Below are 18,304 nucleotides of genomic sequence, written 5' to 3'. Positions count from 1 at the left end.
ATCGATGGTGAGAGAAGGCGCTGTGCCACGACGACTCTCCACCTTAATTCTTCGGTATATGCCAAATGGTTAGAAAAGTTCCAGGGTGAGATTGCCCATGGCATAGTAGAGCTGATAGGCGGCCAGAAAGGTTTCCACGTGGGCGGCCACGGCCATGCTCGTGGCATTGATGAAGTTGATTTCTCCGTCCAGCACGTCCAGCAGGGATCTGGTGCCGAGCTTGCGTTCCTTGCGGGCCAGATTGAGAAATTCTTTGACAATGACGACCTGATTTTCGAGATATGTATGGTTTTCCCGGGAGATGAGCAGATTCTGCCAGGCATTGGCTATCTGTTCTTCCACAAGATCCGTGGTGTTTTTTTCCATGTTCTTCAGGCGGAGAATCTCGGACCGACCCGATCGAATGGCTGCACTGTCCGATCCACCGTTGAAGAGATTATAGTTGAACTCGACACCGGCACGGCCTTCATGGCGGATACCGCTTGCGCCATCGTCGTTTTCCCGACGCTTGCCTTCCACGACAAGATTCAGGGTCGGAAAATAGGCTGCCTTGCGCACGTCGAGATCATGCTCGGCCCCCTTGATGGCCTGCCGGGCGAGAAGGATGTTCAAATTGGTGTCAAGGGCATGCCGGGTGGCCTCTTCCATGGTCATGGGGATCTTGACAAAGGTTTGCTGAGGGAGAGTGAAGGCAGCGATCTCTTCATCCGTTGGCAGGCGCTTAAAAACGGCCTTGAAACGATTCTTGGCCAGAAGCAGTTCTCCCCGTGCCGTAACCCGTCGTGCCCGCGCTCCGGCAAGCTGGGATTTGATCTGCAGGACGTCGGAAGACAGTCCGGCCCCTTTCTTTACAAGGGTTTCCTCCATCCCTGTCTGTCTGGTGATATTTTCCTCGGACTTGATGGCGTATGCAAGCTGTTCCCGGGCTTTGACAACCTGCAGAAACGCGCTGACCCCCTCGAGCAGGACTTCCTGACGGACCTTCTCCAGCTCGGTCTTGGCCTGTTCGACCTGTTCCCTGGTACGGTCGATCGTCCCCGAGGTCCTTCCGAAGTCGGTCACCAGCTGTCTTCCCCGGATGGTCTGCACATTGCGCAACTCGGATGTATTCGAGTGATCCGTCCTGCGGATGTCTTCCTGACCGGCTTCGGAAAGCAGGTCCACAGAAGGATACCACTCTCCCCAGGCCTGATCGAGTGCAGACAGGGCTGCATCGCGCTTGGACTCTGCCGCCTTGATCAGTTCGTGCTGGTTCATGAGTTCGGGCAGGATGTGTCGCAGACCCTGGGCCTGAGCGAATCCTGCAAGAAAAAACATCACGGCCATGGAAGCGAGGATGGTCTTTTTCATTGTCGGTAGGGGGTTGAAAATGAAAAGGAGTACGAATTGACCGAGAAACACGTATGACACTTACCTCAAGTCATACAACTTCCATGGCACAGCTTAAAATTTTCTTTAACACTATTTCCGAGTGATTCGCATCCAATATGACACAGGATAAGAGACAAATCATTACGCACTTTGACTGGATAAAACGTCTGACCAAACTTTGATTTTTATCGACCAGGGTATATGAGGGCCGGAAGCGGGCTGAAACGCAGCGTGTGTTCATAGCCCCTGCATTCCATTATCCACAGGAGGATGTGATGGCCGGTAACAACCTGATTCGTGTGCATAGTTATTCCTTTCCTTCCACCAGCCTCATGTACGTAGACATCATGCTTGACCAGAAACGGCCTCCCTACAAGCCGGGATATTTCGTGTTTCTGAATGCGGCTCCGGGGAAAACCGCGCCGGACTCGTCCACAGGGAGAACCTTTGCCCTGGATGAACACCTGACCATGAAAATTTCGCCCCTCAAGCTGGCCTCCCTGGCCTATGCCGTCAGGTGCTATGCATCAGGGACCCCGGGCAGGGCGGGAGGGAAGTTTGTCATGTACACGGATTCTTCCAAGTCATCGTATGTGAATCGTCAGGAGGGGGCCAAAAAGTCCGTCATGCTGACATACAGTCAGGAACAGACCGGGAACAGGGATGCTGCGGTGCCGCCCGTCCAGCTGCGGTTCAAGGCAGGGCAGGACAAGCCCATCGTCATCACCTGCACTCCGGCAGAGGCAATGGCCCTGGCCGGAGAATTGTCCGATGCCGTCACGAGGTGTCATGATCTGGAGTTTCAGCGGTCGCTGAAGTTGGCGAAAGGGGAGGGGTGAAAACCGATTAGGTCCGGTGCGAAAAGCTTTTGCCGATCCCCGGTTTTACTCTGTTCTTCAACCGCAAAAAAGGCCGACTTGAAAAAGTCGGCCTTTTCGCGGCATTCAAGAATTTTTTGTGAAGCATTGTAAGAGGTTAATGGCGGAGCTGATCAGGATCGAACTGACGACATCTTTCCTGACACAGGGGGTTTGCGTGAACTACGAAATCGATATCAGTATGCTACAAGAAAACCCGCCGGTCGGCATTCAATGCCTTGGCCAAGCGTTCAGCCACCTCCTTGCCGATGGGACGTTTGCCGGTCTCCATTTCTGAAACATGGTGAGGCTTGAGGCCCGCCATTTGGGCCAGCTCTTTCTGGGTTAAATCTTCCCTGTACCGAAATCCCCGCAAGATGGTTCCGGGGGTGCTATCCGGAAAGACTTCGGATGCATCGAACAATTCTTCAGCCATTTCATTCTTTTCCCGCACCTCATGCCCGGCAAGCCTGAGAAACGCCTTGGTCGCGTCTATTACCCGGTTTGCGTCCTTGACAGGGACCCGAAGGCACATTTCAACAAATTTTTCCGTAGTCTGCTTTTTCGTGAGTTCCAACATACTTGATCTCCACCACCTGAATCTTGTTGTCGGCTATCTTCCATACCGCCACATATCGAGGCTTTCCCTTGTTCAAATGGCAATGGTGATATCCTGTTTTTCCTTTGATTTTTCCATAGTTGGGCCATGATTTTGCCACGGGACCGTTGATTTCGATATCCCGTCTCAAGGCATCAAGTACGTCCTGCCATTGTTTAGGCAATTTTTCTTTCTGTTTCTTGGCCCTTCCCGTAAACATAACGTTCCAAGTCATTTCAATGTCACCTTGTTACCATTCATTGGTATTTGTCAATGGTAATATTCAAAGAACAACTACCTGTCCGCATCTTGGAAACGATGAGGGATTCAAATCACCGACCACAGCTCTCAGGATTATAGAAACACCACCGATACCGATTCTGCCATCGCCCTGGACTGCAGATATATCCAAATCAAGGCCGCACCTGTCGCGAGCAATATCAGAGATCTGATGATCTGCCAAGGTTCGAGCCGACTACGGTTCCCCCAATTTTAGGACCACCGATTATAAGCCTTGATGCTTTAACTCGACTTTCAGGGTTGAGACTAAGCGTTTTAAGTGGTGGAGCTGATCAGGATCGAACTGACGACCTCTTGAATGCCATCATTGCGGAAAAGATACAGTGACTTGATCGTAACAAACTATAATATTTGTAGATTTTTCGATTCCGAACTCGTTTTTGTTCCCCGAGCATAGTGTGCATGCTGTGAATAAAATCAATATCTTCCATACCGCCACATATCTGGGAATGTAAACGTATAGTCATTGCTGTCGACGCCAGTTGTTAAGTATCCCTTAACAACTGAATTTTGTCGTTCGTAGCAAATTCACACACATACTAGTTTTTCACATCCCAATAACCCCCCAGATTTGGCCCTCTTCTTATGATGAAGCCAGCCCTTTTCAATTTTGCTGTATAGTTTTCTATTGTTCTTGGTGTTTTCTCTAACTTCTCAGCAATCTGTTCGGCTGTGAACTCGGGATGCTGACAGATAATCTCAAAGGCTTTGGCAGGTTCGCTTCCGAATTCTTTCCGAATTCTTTCCGAAATCGTCCCGAAATCATCCCCGCTGCTTTCCGAAACAACCTTTTCGGAAGTAGGTGCTTTCAATAACTCAACCGCAACACCGCCCGAGTTTTCTTCAATAATCGGCTCCGGTAGTCCAGCCGCTTTGCAGGCGTCCGTGATCTTTTCAATGCCACGTCCCCAGGAATCAATATAACCGACCCGATAGCACACCTCGGCAATGAGCGGGTTACGAGGAATTGATCTGTGCGTCTGAAAAAGTTTTTCAACGGTTAATTCGAGCGGCAGCGTGCCAGCATTCCACAACGAAAGGCGGTCATCCATGACGCGAAGTTGCGTCATGCTTCCCATGTAATTGCGATGCACCAGCGCATTGCGCAACATTTCACGTAATGCCGGAACCCCCCTGTGTCAGGGAAGTTATCGCCTCTTCTAAAATTCACCTAAGGGGGCCAGAAAGATGAGGTGATGGAGATGATTGGCCACAAAGATATCCGGAGTACGCTTCGATATACACATCTAAACGCCCTAAAAAAAGCTAGTGTTCAGGAGAGGTTAGCAAATCACTATAATGCAGGTTAGAACATATTTGAAACATAAAACGCAAAAAAGGCCGACTTTTTCAAGTCGGCCTTTTCGCGGCATTCAGAGGATTTTCAATAATACTAAACGTTTTAAGTGGTGGAGCTGATCAGGATCGAACTGACGACCTCTTGAATGCCATTCAAGCGCTCTCCCAGCTGAGCTACAGCCCCAAACGCGAAATTGGTTTCTATAGAAATCGTGGCGTTTGTCAACCCAAAATCTTGCCTGGGATCATTTTTTCTTGATTTGATGATCGTGCCGGGTAGATATAGGGAAGATCATGTCTGGTGATTTGCCCTTTTTGGATTATCGTCTTGGAGAAAAATGAATGCATACCGGTTCCGGGCAGTACATAGAAGTCATCCTCAAGGACCTCGATGTCCATCTCGGGGGAGTACCTGTTTTACGGGATATAGACTGGCATCTGCGCCGCGGAGAGCATTGGGCCATTCTCGGTGCCAACGGGGCCGGCAAGTCGACCCTGCTCAAATTGATTCACGGTATGCTCTGGCCCAGACAATTCAAGGGCGAGAGAATCTATCTGCTGGATGGGACGACCCGCATCACCCCCGTTGAAATTCGTCGGATGGTTTCCCTGGTTTCTTCGGAGATTCAGGATCTCTATTGGAAACGTTCCTGGAACCTGCCCGTGCGCACCGTGGTTCAAACCGGATATTTTGACACGCCTTTTTTATACGAGTCCCTTTCAGACGACCAGAAGGCCCGATGCGTGACCCTGTGCGAACGAATGGGCATCGATCATCTCATCTCCCGAGGGATGCTCGAGTTGTCCACCGGCGAGGCCAAGCGGGTACTTTTGGCACGAGCCCTGGCCAAAAAGCCCAAACTGCTTTTGCTCGACGAATGCTGTCTGGGACTCGATCCAGCGAGCCGCAAAGATTTCCTGGCCATGATCGACGAACTGGCAGCACACGACCACTTCCAGATCGTGGCCACGTCCCATCGTAAAGAAGAACTTCCACGGTGCATCACCCACTTTGCCACGATCGAGGCGGGCGCGATCGCCGCGATCAGACAACAATCCCCGCCGGATCAGCTCTCTTACGACTCCGGCCCTGAACGCGCCCATCTTCCTGCCCAAGCCCGAACCAGTCGTTCTCTTCAAGGACCTGAACCTGGAGTTGAGGGAGAGTTGATCCGCATCTCCAACGCCTTTGTGCGCATGAACGGCACGGACATTCTGCGCGACATCTCCTGGTCCATGACCACGACCCAGGACTGGGCCGTTCTCGGACCCAATGGGGCAGGAAAGACAACATTTCTCAAGTTGATCCACGGTGCGGTGCATCCGCTGCCAGGCGGTCGGGTGGATCGCTTTTTCACCCCGGAAGCACACAATCTCAAGGATATCCGCCGGCACATGGGCTATGTGTCGACCTCCCAGCAAACCACCTACCCGGAAGATGTTTCGGGCAGGGAGATCATCCTCTCCGGTCTCTACAACTCCCTGGGAATGCACGAAAAACCAAGCCCTGCAGAAATCGGCCAATGCGAGCTTCTGGCTGAATCCCTAGGCGTTAACGATCTCCTCGATCGCACGGCAGCCTCCCTGTCCTACGGCCAGATGCGCAAACTGCTCATTGCCCGGGCCATGATTCATTCCCCGGTCCTGCTCCTGCTGGACGAGCCCTTTGCCGGCATCGAAGCCGCATGGCGGGAGGAGATGCGCCGACTTCTCATGACCTGTCGAAAACAGGGAGCACGGCTGATCCTGGTCACCCATCACCAGGACCGACTCGAGGAACTGGTTTCGCATCGACTGGTCCTGGAAAAAGGAAAGATCACAGAAAGTACGCAGTTCGCAGGGCACAGTGCGCAGGGATGCAGGGAGACGGGAGCCCGGAGGCGGGAGACGGGAAATACGGAGATAGAAACGGGGTAAGTGTGCAGTACGCAGGGCGCAGCGCACAGAAAAGGCTCAAAGAAGTGACAACTTTTTTGGCTCATCCGGTAAAAGGGTACTTTTCATCTCGAACCCAACTCCCTGTAGGCATTGTGGAAGCACATCTTCGGGCGCACCCAAAGAGAACGAGTACATGGACGCTGTAGCCCCCCTCCCGTAGTTCAGGGAGGGGCTGGGGGAGGGTTTCAAAGAGCTGGAGGAAGGGACCGATAACACGACCCGCCCCTAGCCCCGCCCTTGCCAGGGTGGGGGACCTGTTCAACGCCCCCTCGATGGTGTTGCTTCCCAAAAGGGACTGACAACTGATGACCGGCAAGTACGTTATTCCCGGATGAACCACTTTTTTTCCTGACTGAACAGGAGACGGAAAAAGTGAATGCTTAACGAGCTTACGAGCTTTAGCAGACCGTATGCGTAGCTGACAGGCAGTCCCTGAAGCCCAACCTATCGGCCACATCGCTCCAGATCAGGTCCACGTGCCGATCTGCGCACTGTGCACTGAGTACTGCGCACTTTTTTCCCGTCTCCCGTTTCCGGTCTCCCTGGGCACTGCCTCCTGCGGACTGCGCACTCTCATTCCCTTCCTTGATTCTTCCCCTGAAATGGGCAATAAACCGACGCGTCAGGGACTTTTCCCTTTGATCTGTTCATGATCCTGTTCCGGGTATCCGCATGATCCATCCCCTTTTCAAACACATACTTGCCAAAATCCTCTGGCTGGGCGTTGTCTTTGTGGGCATTACCGTGCTCAGCTTCTGGGTCATTCACCTGGCCCCGGGCTCGCCCACGGATCTGCAGACCACCCTCAATCCCATGGCCGGGGAAGCGGCCAGGGAACGGCTGGAAAAGCTCTACGGGCTGGATAAACCGATTCATGTTCAATACCTCGGCTGGATGAGCCGGATCGTCCGTCTCGACTTTGGCCGCTCCATGAGCGGGGATCACCGGCCTGTCTGGGACAAGATCAAAGAGCGCCTTCCCTTGACCCTGAGTCTCAATGTCATTGCCATGATGCTCATCCTGGCAATCTCCATTCCCATTGGGGTGATCGCCGCCCAGTACCAGGGCGGATGGTTCGATCGGATCTCCACCATCCTGGTCTTCATCGGGTTTGCCATGCCCGGGTTCTGGCTGGCCCTGTTGCTCATGCTCTTTCTGGGCATCGCCTATCCCTTGTTTCCCATTTCCGGGCTGACCTCCCTGGATTTCGCCTCCCTGTCCTGGTGGGAAAAATTCGTGGACCTGGCCAGACATCTGACCCTGCCCATTCTGGTGTACACGATCACCGGGCTTGCCGGAATGTCCCGGTTCATGCGCTCGTCCATGCTCGAGGTCCTGCGCCAGGACTATATCCTGACCGCCCGGGCCAAGGGGCTGCCCACGCACACGGTCATCTTCCGACACGGTCTGCGTAATGGGCTGCTTCCGGTGATCACCCTGCTCGGACTCTCCGTACCCGGACTCATCGGCGGCAGCGTGATCATCGAATCCATCTTTGCCCTGCCCGGACTCGGCCAGCTTTTCTATCAGGGGGTCATGGCACGGGATTACCCGCTGATCATGGGTAATCTGGTCCTTGGCGCGGTCCTGACCCTGGCCGGGAACATGCTGGCGGACTTCAGCTATTCCCTGGCCGATCCAAGGATCAGAGCGGGAAAAAAGGAATAAAAAAGCCAAGCGCGCAGGAGACCTTTTCGGTTCATGATTTCGATACACACACGACTTTTCGTTTCCAGATACGGCCTGTTCATCCTGGGGCTCATCCTGGTGGGGATAATGGCTGTGCTGGCCCTGCTGGCGCCGCTCATCTGCCCGTATGATCCCAACGGGCTGAATGTGGACGCCATCCTGCTTCCGCCGGGAAGCGACCACCTTTTGGGCACGGACGCCCTGGGCAGGGATGTCTTCACCCGGCTGGTGTACGGCGCACGGGTCTCCCTGTGGGTGGGTTTCGTGGCCGTGGGCATCTCCGCGTCCATCGGCATGGTCCTGGGGCTGATAGCCGGATATTTCGGCGGCCTGGTGGACGAGATCATCATGCGCGGGGTGGATGTGATGCTCTGCTTTCCCTCCTTTTTTCTCATCCTCGCGGTGATCGCCTTTCTGGAACCCAGCCTGAACACCATCATGATCGTCATCGGGCTGACCTCGTGGATGGGCGTGGCCCGACTGGTTCGGGCCGAAACCCTGAGCCTCAAGGAACGCGATTTTATCAAGGCGGCCCGGCTTTCCGGAGCCAGTGTGCTCCGCATTCTGGCCCGTCATGTCCTGCCCAATGCCCTGACCCCGGTTCTGGTCTCGGCCACCCTGGGCATTGCAGCGGCCATCCTCACGGAATCCGCCCTCAGCTTCCTCGGCCTGGGTGTGCAGCCGCCGACCCCCAGCTGGGGGAACATGCTCATGGAAGGCAAGGATGTCATGGAGATCGCTCCGTGGCTTTCCGTGTTCCCGGGAATGTCCATCCTGCTCACGGTGCTCGGCTACAATCTTCTGGGGGAAACCCTGCGCGACCTCCTTGACCCGCGCCTCAAAAAACGTTGATCATGCATGGTTGCAGCAATGTGACGCCCGTTGTACGCGTTCACCGGTTTCAAGCCCTTCAATCCTTCAGATGAATCATGCTCCAAGGTAAATCATGCTCGAATTCTTGCGAATCAGAAACCTCGCCCTGATCGAGGATGTGGAAATGGATTTTGCTTCCGGCCTCAATGTACTCACAGGAGAGTCCGGGGCCGGCAAATCGTTCATTTTAAGCGCCCTTGATTTCATCCTCGGGGACAAGATCTCCGCATCCATGATTCGGGCGGGATGCGACAGGGCCCAGGTCGAGGCCATTTTCATCCTGGACGGTCAGGAGGTCATCCTCAGGCGCGAGATTCTGGCCGAGACCGGACGCAGCCGGATCTTCATCAACGACGCGCTTGGATCCCAGGAAAAGGCCCAGGCACTGCGTCCCGGCCTGCTCATTCATACCAGCCAGCACGGCCAGCAGAAGCTGCTCCGCCCTGCCTACCATGTGAACATTGTCGACGGGTTTCTGCCGGACCAGAATCTTCTCGGCCGGCACAGGGAACTGCTTCGGGAAATGGGCCAGATACTCACCCAGGAGGAGGAAATCCGGAATCGGGTCAAGGGACTGGAGGAAAAACGTGATTTTCTGGAATATCAGCAGGGTGAAATCCAAAAGGTCGGTCCCAAACAAGGCGAAGAAGAGGCCCTGCTGGCCGAGAAGCGGATCATCCAGGCCCAGGCGGATTCCAGGGAGATGATCCACCAGTCTCTCGATGTCATCAACGGGCAGGAGTTTTCCCTGCTGGAAGGGCTGGGGGTGCTGCAGGGCCATGTGCAGCGGCTGGCCGGACTGGACGAGCGGTATGATCAATATGCCTCGAATCTTGAAGAGGCACGGCAGTCGGTTGTGGAACTCGACCGGGAGCTGCGCGGCGAACCCATGGATTTCGAGCACCAGAACCGGCTGGAGGCCATCGAGTCCAGACTGTGGAAACTCGCCCAGCTCCAGCGCCGCCTCAAGCGATCCCTGGACCGGATTCTCGAACTGGAGCAGGAAATCGAGGAGAACATCGCCTTTCTCGACCAAAGCCAGCTGGAACTCACCCAATTGGAACGCAAGCGAACCGCCCTGGCTGAAAAGCTCACGGTCTCCACCTCGCAGCTGAACATGGCCCGTTCAAAGGCCTCGGCCCTGCTCAAAGAACGGCTGGAAGAACGCCTCAAGGATCTGGGGTTCTCGGATAAACTCGAAATCGTCTTTGAAATCGAAAAAAAGGAGATCCACCCAGACATCTTTGAAGATCGCCCGCGTATCTTCTGGGTCCCCAATCCCGGTCAACCGCCCCAGCCTTTGGACAAGATCGCCTCAGGAGGGGAGCTCTCACGCTTTCTCCTCGCCGTTGTCGGCCTCCGGGCGGAGCGGGAGATGCCCACCCTGCTGTTTGACGAAGTGGATTCGGGGATCGGGGGCATCACCCTGAACAAGGTCGCCGCGAGCATCCGGGATCTGGCCGGACGCCAGCAGGTCATCCTGATCACCCACTGGCCCCAGCTGGCGGCCATGGCCGAGCGTCATTTCTATATCCAGAAGCAGGTGCGCGACGGCAAGACCTATACGCTGTGCAGGCGTCTTGGTGATGAAGAGATCCTGACCGAACTCGCCCGCATGGCCGGAGGCGGCACCAAGGGCATGATCCTGGCCAGGGAGCTGGGAAAGGCGGAAGGGCGCAGTACACAGGACGCAGTGCGCAGTTGATGCGCCAGGGACACCATCACATACGGAAACAGAGATGATTGATTACAGAAAACTGCGTTTTGCCCTGGCCCATTGGCGCATCGGGCTGCATCTGATCCTTCGGACCCGCCATTTCGGGGTGAACAACCGGTGGTGGGAACCCCGGTTCCAGTCGGTCCTGGGCAAACCCCTGTGGGAAGTGCTCCTGCGCATCCTGCTCATCTATCCGCTGATCAGAGACTACCGCTTCGTTCGGGTCAGAATGACCGCCATGGGCATGATCCATCCCGACGAAAGCGCGGTATTGTTCGGAAAAGAATAAAAAAGTACGCAGTGCAACAGAGAGTACACAGTACACAGTGCGCAGTGCGCAGAAAAAAATGAGAAACAAGGCGCGGTAAGCAAGAGACCGGGATGCTGCCAGGCTATTCACAGTCAAAATCAAAAAAAACTGCGCACTGCGTCCTATGCACTGCGCACTTGAGGATATCTCCATGGACCTTTCCGTCGATTTTGCCGGTCTCAAACTCAAGAATCCCGTGATCACGGCGTCCGGAACCTTTGGCTATGGCGTTGAGCTGGCCCAGTTCGGGGATCTTGCCCGGCTCGGCGGGATTGTGGTCAAAGGACTTTCTCTGGCCCCAAGAAAGGGCAACCCTTCCCCGCGGATTGCCGAGACCCCGTGCGGGATGCTCAATGCCGTGGGGCTGCAGAATGTCGGGGTGGAATCCTTTCTGCGGGACAAGCTTCCTGTCCTGCCCTGGAAAAAGACCCCGGTAATTGCCAATCTCTATGCCCATAGCTGCGAGGATTTCGCCGAGCTGGCCGGAATTCTGGCTGTAGAGGAGGGGGTTGCCGCTTTGGAGGTGAACATCTCCTGCCCCAATGTCCGGGAGGGCGGGGCGGCCTTTGGTCAGGATCCGGACCAGGCGGCCCGGGTGACCGAGGCGGTCTGCCGTCGGGCCGGGAACAAGCCCGTCATCGTCAAGCTGAGCCCCAATGTCACGGACATAACGATCATCGCCCGGGCCGTGGAAGCGAGCGGGGCCCACGGACTTTCCCTGATCAACACCCTCACCGGCATGGCCGTGGACATCCGAACACGCAAACCCCTTTTAGGCAATGTGACAGGGGGGTTGTCCGGACCGGCCATCCATCCGGTGGCCCTGCGCATGGTGTATGAGACCTGCAGGGCGGTTGCCATCCCTGTCATCGGCCTTGGGGGAATCGTAAGCGCCGAGGACGCCCTGGAGTTCATTCTGGTGGGGGCCCACGCCGTACAGGTGGGCACGGGATCGTTCACCAATGCGAATTTTGCCTTTTCCCTGGCGGATAAGATGGAGAGACTGGCCAAAAAGCTGAAGATCGAACGCTGGTCGGATTTCAGAGGCTGCCTGGACACGTCTGAGAAATGATAAGGGCAGAATCACGCAAAGGCGCTGTGACGCGGAGAAAGGCGGTTGTGATGGTTGTTCCTCTTGGAACGCCGACCGTCTGGTCGGCATTTTGGGGGATACGTATGCCTGTACCGCTATTGTTGGAGAGCCTGCCAGTCGACCACAGCGAGCGATGCCGAGCAGACGCTCGGCGTTCCCAGGAACGAAACTGACTTTTACGCTGCATGGTGTCGAATCCTAAAAAAATGTCACTTTTGAAGCCGGGCTGTGCTGTCGAATCCATTCTCCCGCCTCCCTTTCTCCCGTTTCCCTTCTGCACCGCCTTTCCTGCGTCCTGCGCACTTTTCTCCCGACTCCCTTTCTCCCGCCTCCCTTACTTTTTCCTGATCGTCGCCCCGTAAAAAAACTCCCCGAATCCTTCATCCCTTCCTGTTTCATATTCCCTGATCACGACCCCATTTCCCTGCTCGCGGCAGAGCCATGCGATCTGATCCTGATTTTCGGCCGGGTTCAGGGTACAGGTGAGATAGGCGAGGACTCCTCCCGTGGGCAGGGTGTTCCAGGCATTCTCCAGGATGGCCCACTGGGTTTGTACCAATGCGGCCACATCCCTGGGGGTTCGTTTCCATTTGCTGTCGGGACGACGAGAGAGAACGCCCAGGCCGGAGCAGGGTACGTCCAGGAGGATGGTTTGTGGAGTTGTGCGAAACGGTGGCGTGTCTTTGGCCGAGGCACGGAAGATGGGGATAGATATTCCGGTTCGTTTACATTCCCGCAAAAATCCGGCCAGCCGGGTCGTGTGGATGTCGCTGGCCCATACAGGCGCGATCCCCTGACTGAACAGGGCCAGACTCTTTCCCCCGCGGCCGCAGCAGCCATCCCAGACAGGTGTCGGCCATGAAGCCGGCGTAAGCCCATGCAAGGCGATTTGAGCCGCATAGCTCTGGCGGATGATCCGGCCCTCCCTAAGCAATGCGTCCAGGTTGCCTGGTGTCCGCTCCAATGCAAGGGCATGGCCATTCCTCCCTAGCAGAGTATCTTTGAAATCCCGTTCCAGTATCTCTGCATCCGTTTCTGACGCACACCGCAATCCCAGGGCCGGGCGACACACGGAGGCCGCGAGAAAACCCGTTGTCTTTTCCTGACCATACCTTTCCAGCCACAGTTTCACGATCCATTGCGGACAGGAATAGTAACGGGCCAGGAAGGTGATCGTATCGGGTCGGTCTGTTTGAAAAAAGTCCGGCTCCAGGCCGCTTTTTCCGAGTTCTCCGATCCTTCGAAGCACGGCATTGCCCACGCCGGCCAGCTTTCTCCCCAGATGCTTCTTGGTCCATTCCACCGCCCAATCCACCGTGGCATAGGCGGGGATTTTGTCCATACAGACGAGTTCATACCCGGCAAGTCCCAGCACAAGCAGCAGGGGGGGGGGAAGTTTTTCAGGAGATTTCAAAAAGGATGCAACCAGAAAATCCGTTCGCGTCTTGTGACGCAGATACCCATAGGCCAGCTCCGTTGCCAGCCCGGTGTCGCGTTGAGACAGGTCGCCCGAAAAAATGGCCTGATCCAGGGCGAATTGAAGATCCTGATTCTTGAAGAGACAGCGATACACGGTCTGCAGAGCAACCCGCCGCGCAGGGGGAAGGAGAGAGAGGGGGAGGGATTTTAAGGACATAAGAAAGTGCGCAGTACGCAGTGCTCAGTACGCAGTGCTCAGTGCGCAGAAAAAGATGTTGGGAGGTTGGAGACGAAATCTTGATCACGTCGTGGACGACATTCTGATACGATCAGCAAAAAGCCGCAAAGGCTATGGAACATGAAAGAGTATCCGACTACGCGGATCAGCCGCGAGACGCGTCCTTACTGCGCCCTGCGCACTGCGTACTGCGCACTTCATTTTCACTGCGCACTTCATGTTCACAGTCCGCATCCTTTTTGAGAAACCGTTTGATCGCCCATTCCACATGCTCGAGCGGCACCTGGGTATCCAGACAGGGACCATGGGGGCGCTGATTGAGCACGCCGAAGCAGGGCAGGGGATAGACATCCTGGATGCCGCTCGAGAGATCCCGTTCGCAGGCCACGGCGATGATCAATTTGGGTCTGTTCTGGACCACGATACGCCGGGCAATGGTCCCGCCCGTGGCAATGGCCAGTTTGATCCCATAGGCATCGCTCATGTTCAAGAGTCCGGCAATGGGACATTTGCCGCACCGTTTGCAGTTGTAGATATTATAGGTCAGCCGGATTTTACACCGGCTGTTCTGCAGACAATGGGGCATGAGCATGAGCATCTCGTCAGGCCGGTAACGCTTCTTTTCCCCGAGCACCAGTTCATTGTTCACCTTGATGAACGAAGCCCGGATCTTGGCCTTGGGAATATTCAGGAACCTCCCGAGCATGGTCATCAGAGGCAGGAAAAGCTTGATGGTCAGCCCGCGCATCCTGTGCGAGAAAAAAATCTTTCTTCCCAGAAGGATGTTCAGGATAAGAGCAATAGAGGACCAGGCGACCAGCAGAATAGCAACAAGGATGAGCAGCCCGAAAATCCAGGGAACAACGGGATGAATGGTCGAAAGGCCGATCGTGGGAACAAGCCACAAAAAAATCAGAATGAGGCAGATGAGGACCGATGTCCCGGTGATCAGGCCTATGAACAGCCGCTTCTTGGCCACATACGTGGATTCAATGGCGTCTTCCAGGGCAAGGAGATTCTGATCTTTTTTGGGCATGGGCTATCGTATATCCTCTATCCGGAGAGTTCTCAACACGTCGAAGACAGATACCCGCAAAAAAAACTCTTTCCATCGAGCGGTTTGCCCCCGGCGGGCTTGATCCTCGGCAGGAGGTACTCCCGATCTGCACAGGCAATGGCCAGCATGTCCCCGCGCATGCCCTGGAAGGTTCCGGGCGTGGTGCCCGGCTCCACGGGATCACCGATGCGTCCCGGATAGAGGGTCAGCTTGACCGTCTTTCCCGGTCTGCGTTCCCAGGAAAACCAGGTCCCGGGCCAGGGGAAAAGCCCCCGAATCTGATCGTGAATCGTCTGGGCGGTCCGGTTCCAATCCACCAGCCCTTCAGATTTCTGGAGCTTGGGCGCATAGGTGGCCAGAGCATCATCCTGGATCTTGGGATGGATGCGACCCTGGTCCAGCTTGGTCAGAGCCTCCACCAGCAGCTTGCCGCCCATGGCGGCCAGATCGTCATGCAGGGACTCGGCCGTATCGTGAATCCCGATTCCCATGGCCCGCTGCAACAGAATAGGGCCGGAATCGAGTCCCTTTTCCATCTGCATGATGGTGATCCCGGTGACATGATCCCCGTTCATGATCGCCCGCTGGATGGGAGCGGCCCCGCGCAGCTTGGGCAGGAGCGACCCATGCACGTTGATCGCGCCCATGGGGGCGATGTCCAGAACCGATTGGGGCAGGATGAGGCCATAGGCAGCGACCACCAGAAGATCGGGTTCGAGATCGGCCAGCGTTTGACGGTCTTCTTCCTGCTTGAAATTCTCCGGCTGATAGACGGGCAGCCCCTTTTCCAGGGCCAGTTTCTTGACATCGGACGGCTTGCAGACCTGTCCGCGGCCGCAGGGACGGTCCGGCTGGGTGTACACACCAACGACCTCCCCGCCCTGGTAGGCGAGGAGGTCAGTAAGGATCACGGCCGCAAATCCGGGCGTGCCCATGAAAACTATTTTTTTGCGTCGCGCTGTTTGGTTTTCAGCCATTTCGTGAGTTTCTTTTCGTAAAGGTTGCGCTTGAGCCTGCTGATACGGTCGATAAACAACACCCCGTCGAGATGGTCGATCTCGTGCTGCAGACAGATAGCCATGAGATCCTCGGCCTCGAACTCGACCGGATTGCCATCCAGGTCGAGTCCCTTGATCCCGGCCCAGGCGGACCGTTTCACCTTGGCCCGGTAGCCGACCACACTCAGACATCCTTCCTCGGATTCTGTGGATCCGGTTTTTTCGACAATTACCGGATTGACCAGAACGCGCAGATCCTTACGCTCCTTGGGACCGGAGATGTCCACAGTCACCAGCCGGAGGTTCTCGCCCACCTGGGGGGCGGCCAGGCCGATCCCGTCATTGGCGTACATGGTCTCGACCATTTCATCGGCCAGGGTGCGAATTTCCTCGGTAATATCTGAAATCACACCGCTCTTGCGGGCCAGAATCGGATCAGGATAGGTTACGATTTTCTTGCTCATTGTATTCACTCTTGTAGCTATGAAGGTCAAAATTTTGATGCTGCAACACTCTAAAATATAACGCTGAATCTGAGTGCTGAGCAACAAATTTTGGAAATGAGAGAATTTAAGAAATTGACGACCCGCATATCAACCGCCTGTAATCTCTTAAATTTCTTAAATCTCTTAAATCTCTTAAATCTCTTAAATTTCTTAAATCCGAAATTCTAATTCTTGAAACATGCACCTGCGTAGCTACTCGTTTTTCTGGGTTTCCCGAAGCCGGATGCCCAGTTCCCTGAGTTGTGCCCGATCCACCAAATTCGGGGCGTCAGTGAGCAGGCAGGTGGCCTTCTGGGTCTTGGGGAAGGCAATCACGTCCCTGATGGAGGCGACATCCCCGAGAAGCATGATCATTCGATCCAGACCAAAGGCGATCCCGCCGTGCGGGGGTGCACCGTACTCCATGGCGTGGATCAGAAATCCGAATTTGTCTTCGGCCTCTTCCTCGCCGATCCCTAGCGCCGCAAGGACCTCCTGCTGCAATTCAGCGGAATGGATGCGGATGGAACCTCCCCCGATCTCGTTGCCGTTTAAGACCATGTCATAGGCCTTGGCTCGGGCCTTGCCCGGATCGGTCTTCAGAAGTTCCAGATGGCCGTCCTGGGGACAGGTGAAGGGGTGATGCATGGCGTTCCACCGTTTTTCGTCCGCATTCCATTCGAGCATGGGAAAATCCGTGATCCAGACAAACCGGTACGCGTCCCTGGCAATGAGGTCAAAACGCTCCCCAAGTTTGAGGCGCAGATTGCCCAGCGCCGCATTGACCATATCTGGAGCTCCGGCCTGGAAAAAGACAATATCCCCGGGCGCAAGCCCCAGGGCCTCGGTGAGTCCGGCACGTTCCTCGTCGCTTAGAAATTTGGCAATGGGTGACTGCCAGCCGTCTTCCTTGATCTTGATCCAGGCCAGTCCCTGGGCACCGTAGATGCGCACGAAATCCGTATAATCATCGATCTCCTTTCTGGAAAGAACCGAACCGCCCTCGACCTTCATCGCCTTGACCAGTTCGGCCTTGGCAAAGAGACGGAATCCCGAGCCGCGGACAATGGCTGTCACATCTGTGAGGGGAAGGCCGAAACGCAGGTCGGGCTTGTCCACCCCATAGGTTGCCATGGCCTGGTCATAGGTCATCCGTTCGAAGGAGGCCGGAAGTTCCACACCCAGGGTCTCTTTGAACACGGCCTGGATCATGCCTTCGGCCATGGTCATGACGTCCTGCTCCTCCACAAAAGACATCTCGATGTCGATCTGGGTGAACTCGGGCTGGCGATCGGCACGCAGATCCTCGTCACGAAAGCATTTCACGATCTGATAGTACCGTTCCAGACCACCGACCATGAGCAGCTGCTTGAACAGCTGGGGAGACTGGGGCAGGGCATAGAAGGAACCCTGATTGACCCGGCTGGGAACCAGAAAATCCCGTGCCCCTTCAGGGGTGCTTCGTGTGAGGATGGGTGTTTCTGTTTCGATAAAGTCCAACCCGTCCAGATACCGCCGGACGCTCTGGGTGGTCTTGTGGCGCAGGATGAGATTCCTGGCCAGTTTGGGGCGGCGCAGATCCAGATACCGATATTTGAGACGCAGATTTTCAGAGACGTCGATCCGGTCCTCGATGAGAAAGGGGGGGGTTTTGGCCGTATTCAACAGCTTGAATTCCTTGACCAGAACCTCGATCTCGCCCGTTGCCATATGCGGATTGATCATGTCTGCGGGACGGGCCAGAACCGTACCCTTGACCGCAAGCACGAATTCCGTGCGTAGATGGCCCGCGTTATCATGAATCTCCGGGTGTTCTTCCGGGGAAAATTTGATCTGGGTCAGACCGGTCCTGTCCCTCAGATCGATAAAGATGATCCCGCCGTGATCCCGCCGGTACTGAACCCACCCCATGAGGCAGACCTCCTGGTCCACATCTCCGGCGCAAAGCTGCGCACAGGTATGGGTTCGCTTCCAGCCGTCCAATATATCGATTTGCAAATCAGTGCGTCGTTCGTCCATGAAAATGCCTTTTTTGAAAGATGAAGGATGGAAATAGGGATAT

Annotated in this window: 16 protein-coding genes and 1 tRNA gene; 7 read left to right on the top strand and 10 right to left on the bottom strand. The window is 55.4% G+C overall.

Annotated features, from left to right (window positions below):
* Window positions 1-69: 69 nt before the first annotated feature.
* Window positions 70-1,350, bottom strand: coding sequence for a TolC family protein (locus ACTVJH_RS00675; protein ID WP_455986432.1), 1,281 nt, complete (start codon window positions 1,348-1,350; stop codon window positions 70-72).
* Between the two features lie 296 nt (window positions 1,351-1,646).
* Between ACTVJH_RS00675 and ACTVJH_RS00670 the strand changes: the two genes are divergently transcribed.
* A complete protein-coding gene (locus ACTVJH_RS00670) occupies window positions 1,647-2,210 on the top strand; it encodes a hypothetical protein (protein WP_455986430.1) in 564 nt (187 codons plus the stop codon).
* Window positions 2,211-2,433: 223 nt separating this feature from the next.
* Here ACTVJH_RS00670 and ACTVJH_RS00665 read toward each other — a convergent pair whose 3' ends face one another.
* The 4 genes from ACTVJH_RS00665 to ACTVJH_RS00650 form a co-directional block, all read right to left on the bottom strand.
* Entirely contained in the window at window positions 2,434-2,808 is a 375-nt protein-coding gene (locus tag ACTVJH_RS00665) for a helix-turn-helix domain-containing protein (RefSeq protein WP_455986428.1), read from the bottom strand.
* Window positions 2,765-3,061 carry a cytotoxic translational repressor of toxin-antitoxin stability system gene (locus ACTVJH_RS00660; protein ID WP_455986426.1) on the bottom strand — a complete coding sequence of 99 codons (297 nt, stop codon included), beginning with the start codon at window positions 3,059-3,061 and terminating at the stop codon, window positions 2,765-2,767. The genes ACTVJH_RS00665 and ACTVJH_RS00660 overlap by 44 nt, the downstream gene beginning before the upstream one ends.
* Window positions 3,062-3,665: 604 nt before the next feature.
* On the bottom strand, window positions 3,666-4,238 hold the full coding sequence (locus ACTVJH_RS00655) for an ATP-binding protein (RefSeq protein ID WP_455986424.1): 573 nt from the start codon (window positions 4,236-4,238) through the stop codon (window positions 3,666-3,668).
* A gap of 295 nt (window positions 4,239-4,533) precedes the next feature.
* Window positions 4,534-4,609: transfer RNA gene (locus ACTVJH_RS00650), tRNA-Ala, on the bottom strand.
* A 158-nt stretch (window positions 4,610-4,767) separates the two neighbouring features.
* On the opposite strand from ACTVJH_RS00650, the gene ACTVJH_RS00645 reads away from it, so the two are divergent.
* From ACTVJH_RS00645 to ACTVJH_RS00620, 6 genes are all read left to right on the top strand, one after another.
* On the top strand, window positions 4,768-6,342 hold the full coding sequence (locus tag ACTVJH_RS00645) for an ABC transporter ATP-binding protein (RefSeq protein ID WP_455986422.1): 1,575 nt from the start codon (window positions 4,768-4,770) through the stop codon (window positions 6,340-6,342).
* Window positions 6,343-7,035: 693 nt separating this feature from the next.
* Window positions 7,036-8,031, top strand: a complete 996-nt coding sequence (locus ACTVJH_RS00640; RefSeq protein ID WP_455986420.1) for an ABC transporter permease — start codon at window positions 7,036-7,038, stop codon at window positions 8,029-8,031.
* Window positions 8,032-8,064: 33 nt separating this feature from the next.
* Window positions 8,065-8,904 (top strand): ABC transporter permease, encoded by an 840-nt coding sequence (locus ACTVJH_RS00635; RefSeq protein ID WP_455986418.1) that lies wholly within the window; start codon window positions 8,065-8,067, stop codon window positions 8,902-8,904.
* Window positions 8,905-8,998: 94 nt separating this feature from the next.
* The gene (locus ACTVJH_RS00630) at window positions 8,999-10,630 is read left to right on the top strand and encodes a DNA repair protein RecN (RefSeq protein ID WP_455986416.1); all 1,632 of its coding nucleotides are present in this window, start codon (window positions 8,999-9,001) and stop codon (window positions 10,628-10,630) included.
* A gap of 34 nt (window positions 10,631-10,664) precedes the next feature.
* The gene (locus ACTVJH_RS00625; RefSeq protein WP_455986414.1) at window positions 10,665-10,931 is read left to right on the top strand and encodes a hypothetical protein; all 267 of its coding nucleotides are present in this window, start codon (window positions 10,665-10,667) and stop codon (window positions 10,929-10,931) included.
* Window positions 10,932-11,103: 172 nt separating this feature from the next.
* Window positions 11,104-12,024, top strand: a complete 921-nt coding sequence (locus ACTVJH_RS00620) for a dihydroorotate dehydrogenase (RefSeq protein ID WP_455986412.1) — start codon at window positions 11,104-11,106, stop codon at window positions 12,022-12,024.
* 355 nt (window positions 12,025-12,379) lie between these two features.
* Here ACTVJH_RS00620 and ACTVJH_RS00615 read toward each other — a convergent pair whose 3' ends face one another.
* The 5 genes from ACTVJH_RS00615 to aspS form a co-directional block, all read right to left on the bottom strand.
* Complete coding sequence (locus ACTVJH_RS00615) at window positions 12,380-13,681, bottom strand: transcription antitermination factor NusB (RefSeq protein WP_455986410.1); 1,302 nt, start codon at window positions 13,679-13,681, stop codon at window positions 12,380-12,382.
* A gap of 166 nt (window positions 13,682-13,847) precedes the next feature.
* Window positions 13,848-14,738, bottom strand: coding sequence for a DUF116 domain-containing protein (locus tag ACTVJH_RS00610; protein ID WP_455986408.1), 891 nt, complete (start codon window positions 14,736-14,738; stop codon window positions 13,848-13,850).
* Between the two features lie 32 nt (window positions 14,739-14,770).
* On the bottom strand, window positions 14,771-15,736 hold the full coding sequence (fmt, locus tag ACTVJH_RS00605) for a methionyl-tRNA formyltransferase (RefSeq protein ID WP_455986406.1): 966 nt from the start codon (window positions 15,734-15,736) through the stop codon (window positions 14,771-14,773).
* Entirely contained in the window at window positions 15,700-16,221 is a 522-nt protein-coding gene (gene def / locus ACTVJH_RS00600) for a peptide deformylase (protein ID WP_455986404.1), read from the bottom strand. Before def ends, fmt begins: the two co-directional genes overlap by 37 nt.
* A 234-nt stretch (window positions 16,222-16,455) precedes the next feature.
* Window positions 16,456-18,261, bottom strand: coding sequence for an aspartate--tRNA ligase (gene aspS, locus ACTVJH_RS00595; protein WP_455986402.1), 1,806 nt, complete (start codon window positions 18,259-18,261; stop codon window positions 16,456-16,458).
* Between the last annotated feature and the right edge of the window lie 43 nt (window positions 18,262-18,304).

The sequence above is a fragment of the Desulfoplanes sp. PS50 genome, from assembly GCF_053851535.1.
Note: the sequence above shows the minus strand (reverse complement) of the source record. Positions and strands in the feature narration are given on the sequence as shown.